General features: G+C 42.6%; 5 protein-coding genes. 3 read left to right on the forward strand and 2 right to left on the reverse strand.

Annotated elements, in window-relative coordinates; translation table 11 throughout:
- From ACWA6V_RS17085 to ACWA6V_RS17095, 3 genes are all read left to right on the forward strand, one after another.
- Window positions 1-668, forward strand: a 668-nt coding sequence (locus ACWA6V_RS17085; RefSeq protein ID WP_449523625.1) for a hypothetical protein, incomplete at its 5' end; no start/stop codon positions are given.
- A gap of 2 nt (window positions 669-670) precedes the next feature.
- On the forward strand, window positions 671-2,515 hold the full coding sequence (locus ACWA6V_RS17090; protein WP_449523626.1) for a tyrosine-type recombinase/integrase: 1,845 nt from the start codon (window positions 671-673) through the stop codon (window positions 2,513-2,515).
- A gap of 1 nt (window position 2,516) precedes the next feature.
- A complete protein-coding gene (locus ACWA6V_RS17095; RefSeq protein ID WP_449523627.1) occupies window positions 2,517-2,927 on the forward strand; it encodes a hypothetical protein in 411 nt (136 codons plus the stop codon).
- Window positions 2,928-3,072: 145 nt separating this feature from the next.
- On the opposite strand, the gene ACWA6V_RS17100 is transcribed toward ACWA6V_RS17095, so the two are convergent.
- Window positions 3,073-4,497, reverse strand: a complete 1,425-nt coding sequence (locus ACWA6V_RS17100) for a DEAD/DEAH box helicase (RefSeq protein ID WP_449523628.1) — start codon at window positions 4,495-4,497, stop codon at window positions 3,073-3,075.
- Entirely contained in the window at window positions 4,494-5,045 is a 552-nt protein-coding gene (locus ACWA6V_RS17105) for a hypothetical protein (RefSeq protein ID WP_449523629.1), read from the reverse strand. The genes ACWA6V_RS17100 and ACWA6V_RS17105 overlap by 4 nt, the downstream gene beginning before the upstream one ends.
- Window positions 5,046-5,130: the final 85 nt, after the last annotated feature.

The raw sequence follows: 5,130 nt of genomic DNA on the forward strand, positions 1-5,130 counted from the left end.
GGTCCAGCAGCAAGGCTATATTTATCTCCTCATCTACGCTGGAGCGTTTGACCACAGAGGTCATTGAAAGGTGTAATTTAATAGACGCTGAGGGAAAATATCTGGTTGTTAATATCGGTAAATTGAGAAAAACCTTTATTAATAGAATATGGTCTCTATCAGGGCAGGATGCGATCTTAACAGCTGCTATGGGTGGGCATAGCATAAAGGTTTCAAATGATCATTATCTGGAGGCGCCTCCTGAAGCGGAAAGAAACTTTAATCTTCTAGGTGAGATTCGAGTAAAGGAATTGCTGGGCGACGAGGGAAGCGATGGCACTGAGCGTACACCAATTGCTCAGTGTGAGGATCCTAGATATGGTCATCGGGCTCCTAAAAATGGGAATTATTGCACGTCATTTTTATCTTGCTTTCAGTGTAAAAGTTTTGTGGTGACTGAAAATGACTTGTACCGGATATTCAGTTTATATTGGTTGCTAATCAAACAGAGATCTATTGTGGGCGCAAAACGATGGGGGCGCTATTATGCAAATATAGTTAAGATCATTGATAATGAAATAGCACCGAAATTCTCCAGCAAAAAAATTTCTGAAATACGTAAGTATGCTCACGATTCTCCGCATCCCTACTGGAGAAACATCGATCTTCTAGAGTTGGAGGATAGCTAATTATGATAGAGTCTAATCAAGTCGATGTCAGCCATATGTATACGCGTTTATGGTTTGACAAAAACGAGGAAGTTCCTCTGGAAAGTATAATTACCTCCCAGCGAACCATCGATGGAATGTACGTTACATTAAGTTGTTATGGTGATGATGTATGGTTTTTCCCTGATGTACTTTTCCCATCATCGATTGCTGAATGTAATAGAAAAATAGATTTCAATATCATAAAAAATAAAAAATTCATTCCCGCTTTGAAGCTGGCTATGATGCGCTACTACTATCTAGGGCGGCCGGGTTATAAGCGGCCAAGAGGAACCAGCTTGATTAAGGTGTTTCGTCACTGTGCGGTATTTCTTAACTATCTAGCAGAAAAAAATATACTTGAATTAAGTGAGGTATCCGCATTTGTTGGGGTTCAGTACGCAGAGCACTCTAGAATGCAACCTGGTTTGAAAGCAGAGCGCAACACCCCGGTTTCAGTATCTCAAAGATTGATTGCGGTAGAGGCACTATACGAACTTCTTTTAAATAGTAGATACGCTTTCAGTCACCCTTGGCCAGATGCCACTACGGGGCAGCTCGCTGGGCCACCCCCTGTTCCAGGAGGGAAAACCCTAATAATTCCTGATGAGCATCTTCGGGTGCTAATGAAAAAATCAACTTCACTTTTATCAAATTCAGATGATATTTTATTAAATATGAATCGATTGTCCTGGTGGGTTGAGAAAAAATATAGTCAGGAAATCATTGACCATTTGTTAAGTTTATGTGGTTATCATGGTGGGGCCAAAGGCTTAAATGAAGAGATTTTTCACTTACGATCGGCTTGTGCTTTAATAATTTTAATTACGACCGGCATTCGGGCTCATGAGATATTGAGCTTGGAAGTTGGTTGTTGTTTCAGCACTACGGATGAGGATGGAGCTAAATACTGTTGGATTAGAGGTGTGTCTACCAAGACTGGAGTAGGAGCTACCGAGTGGCTATGTCCAGCGATTTGTCATCAGGCGGTTATTGTGTTGGAAAAAATTTCCAAGCCATTAAGGAATATGTTGTCGGAAAATGTGATGTCTAGCCGAGTCGATATTTCACCGTTGAAGGCATCAAAAAATTTTCAAAATAAAAACAAACTATTTCTATTGAAACCTTTAAACAAAAAAATATCTATAAGGCCTCTAAATTTTCCAACATTTCAGGCGGAGCTAAAAAAATTTGTTTTGCATTGTGGTGTGCAGTGGAATTTTTCTACCCATCAGTGCAGGCGGACATTCGCTGTATATGTTGTGAAAAATGCTTTAGGTGATCTACGTTATCTTAGAGATCATTTTAAACATTGGTCTATTGATATGACTGCGATGTATGCTGAAAATGAGCTGCAAGATAAAGAGCTTTTTGGTGAAATTTATGTCGCTGCTTGCGATGAGAAATATAAGAAAATACGTCATTGGTTAGATCCAGATACTCCACTTTCTGGTGGTATGGCGCAAACTATAAAGGTATTTCGTAGTAAAGGTGAATCAATTAGATATTATAAAAATCACTCGGAAATGGTCCAAAATGTGTCAGAGAGTATTTATCTGCGTGCCACTGGGGTGGCTTGGTGTACTGCCGATCTTGGAGGGTGTGATGGGGGTAAAGCATTTGATTATACGAAATGCGGAGACTGTAGGCATTTCGTTATCGATGATAGATTTCTATCTCGGTGGAATGCAATTTACAATCAGCAGCTTGAGTTAATCCAATTAGAGGACATTGGTATCGCTGGAAAGGATTTGGCGCATCGCGCATTGGATCGTTGTAAAAAAGTATTGACTGAGTTAGGTGCTCCCTTAGAGGTGTTTGAGGCGTAAAATGACCGTACCCGCATCTGAAGTTACTAGAAAAATTATCCGTCAAGCATATATCAGAATTTTAAATGGTCGACCCAAAATCGTAGATAAAGGGCGCCGTATCAGTATCGCATCGGTGGCCGAAGAGTCGGGGCTGAGTCGTGCAACAATTCATAAGTATTATCCTGATATGGTAGATAAAATAAGAACCGCTTCAGGAAAGGCTTATCTTGATGTAAATGATCAAAAAATTTCACAACTTAAGGTGGAGCAAATTAAAAATAAAGAGCTTCGTGCTGAGCTGGGTGCGCTGAAGAAAAACTTGGAGGTTTTAGGGTCAAAATATGCTGCATTGGTCCTTAAATACGAGGAGGTTCAGGCAATTATAAATGGAAATAATGTAAGCATTTTCAATGTTAATGTTAGGAATTAGTCTGCGTAAATCATCGTTATCCGAAATCACTAGAATTATATTGGTTTACGATTTTTTTACATGAAAAAGTCTGATTTAATTATCAATACTGTTCTTGGATAGAGTGCGGTCGATCACTAAATGATGAATCTCTTGATTCAAGTGTTTATAAGGGGCTTCTGGATTCGCGCGTATAAAGTCGATGTAATTGCAGCAACTCCTGGCGAAACCGACCAAATACGTTGATGGTGGTGTCATAGGATTGTGCCAACATTGAAATATGAGTGGGTGGCAGATCGTCCGTGTCAGGTTGCGATTCGACCACAGGCATATTTTCAAAAATAATTTCCGTAATTTCTTCAAATTGTTGCGGTTCTTGTAGTTTGATCGCTACCGGCTTGTCACCGTCGCTATTCGGCATGGTCTCGCGTCGTATGGTCGCAGACTCTGGTATTTCCTCCGCTACACGATTCGCGTATTCCACCAAATTGGGTTCAGCCGGTAGATACAAATAACTTTCACCGGGAATATCTCCCATTCGTAAAACACGCCCCAATACTTGCCGAAAATGCAATTCAGTTTTGACGCGGGTCAGGTGACAGCACACGCGCAAACGTGGAATGTTTGTGCCTTCGCTTACCATCCCTACAGAAATAATCCAGGGCTGGGTGCTGTTTCTAAAGGTGTGTATATTTCCGTGGGCGTCCTTATCCATATATGTAGCAACACAGGCGCGTTGGCCCAAGTGGCGCTCCAGTAATGTCGCAATTTTATAGGCATGATCTACCGATGCTGCCACGATAAGGCCACCCGCATTCTGATGCTGCTTGCGAATTTGCATCAACTTTTTAGACGATTGTTTTAACAGATACACAATCAGCGCATCGTTATCAATTAGTTGTTGGTAGGAGCAATCCGATAGTTTGAGTAACTCGGCGAAAGATGAGTATCTCTCCGTGGTATTACCGCATCTCACGATGATGCGGTCATTGTCCACCAGCACGATGCTAGGTGCCCGACACACATTTTCTTGGATAGCCTGCGCCATTCCATAAATAAAATCACAGCGGATTTTGTTGTGTTGGCAGTAACTGGATAAGGCGATGGGTATTCTGTCGGAGCGCCAAGGTGTGCCGGTTAAAGCAATGGTATAAGTAGCGCGCCCCTGGATATGTTGGATGATGGTTTGACCCCATGCATTGGCATTCTCAAGGTTGTCCCCGGCACAGTGATGGATCTCATCAAAAATTACCAAAACGCGATGGGTTTGAAATAGTGCCCAAAAAGCGTCTCCCAAGCTCAGCATCGATTGATATGTCAAGGACTGGCCCTTTGACCCAAGACGACCATCCATCCGGCAATGGATATGGGTTTCAAGTGCTTGCTGAAAATCGGATGACACAATAATGGAGGGGGAAAAGCATAGTACTAGGTCGATCATTCGCAACTGAAGAAGTCGTTGAGTCAATGTCGCCGCCATAACTGTCTTGCCAGCACCGGGTGTGGCGAGGCACAGGAAGTGATTATCTTCATTCCTGAATTTCACCAGAGCCTGTTCAACGCATCTGGATTGCCAGCGCCTTAACTTCATTGCGCTAAACCTGTTTCCCTTGCTAATAGGCTTTCCAGAGCTTTCACACGTCCAAGCAACTTGGAGCATTTGTCGCGTGATTGGTTATAAAGGGGCTGCACATCATCCCTTAAATCGGGCATTTCACTGCAAATTGCATCATATTCCTCGGTTTCACCCATCGCAGACAGCATTTCCAATTTATGCTGATTCAACCGTTCTTGCAGGTTTTGGCGCGGGTTATTTTTTGAGGTTGGAGCTTTGATTGGTGGTGCTTCTGGAGTGGACACAGTAGGTGTAAGTACTGATGGTTTAGATGATTTAGTAAAAAACTGGGGGGTTAACCGATACAAGGGCCAGCCACCCTCCACGACAACACGAGTCAGATTCCCATTATCGATAAGGCGCAGCATATTGCGATAAACGAACTGGCGAGCCGCCTTTTTGGAGCTATGAAGGCATGCCGGATCGTTTAAATAGGCTTCCGTGAGATCGTGTACGGTGAACTCGCGGTTTACCAGAGTTGATAGTGCCGAGAGCAGTCCGGACTTAACGGTGAGAGATTTCATGATAGAGATTGACGCCTCATGTCTCGAATTTCGCGCCATTCTATCCTGTCTCTATCATCGAGACAATGAAATCATCTCCTTACTC

The sequence above is a fragment of the Cellvibrio sp. genome (assembly GCF_053579595.1).

What these genes read in the sequence shown, in the direction of transcription:
- ACWA6V_RS17095 (WP_449523627.1), top strand. Translation starts at nt 2,517, where the DNA reads ATGACCGTACCCGCATCTGAAGTTACTAGAAAAATTATCCGTCAAGCA.
- ACWA6V_RS17090 (WP_449523626.1), top strand. Translation starts at nt 671, where the DNA reads ATGATAGAGTCTAATCAAGTCGATGTCAGCCATATGTATACGCGTTTA.
- ACWA6V_RS17105 (WP_449523629.1), bottom strand. Translation starts at nt 5,045, where the DNA reads ATGAAATCTCTCACCGTTAAGTCCGGACTGCTCTCGGCACTATCAACT.
- ACWA6V_RS17100 (WP_449523628.1), bottom strand. Translation starts at nt 4,497, where the DNA reads ATGAAGTTAAGGCGCTGGCAATCCAGATGCGTTGAACAGGCTCTGGTG.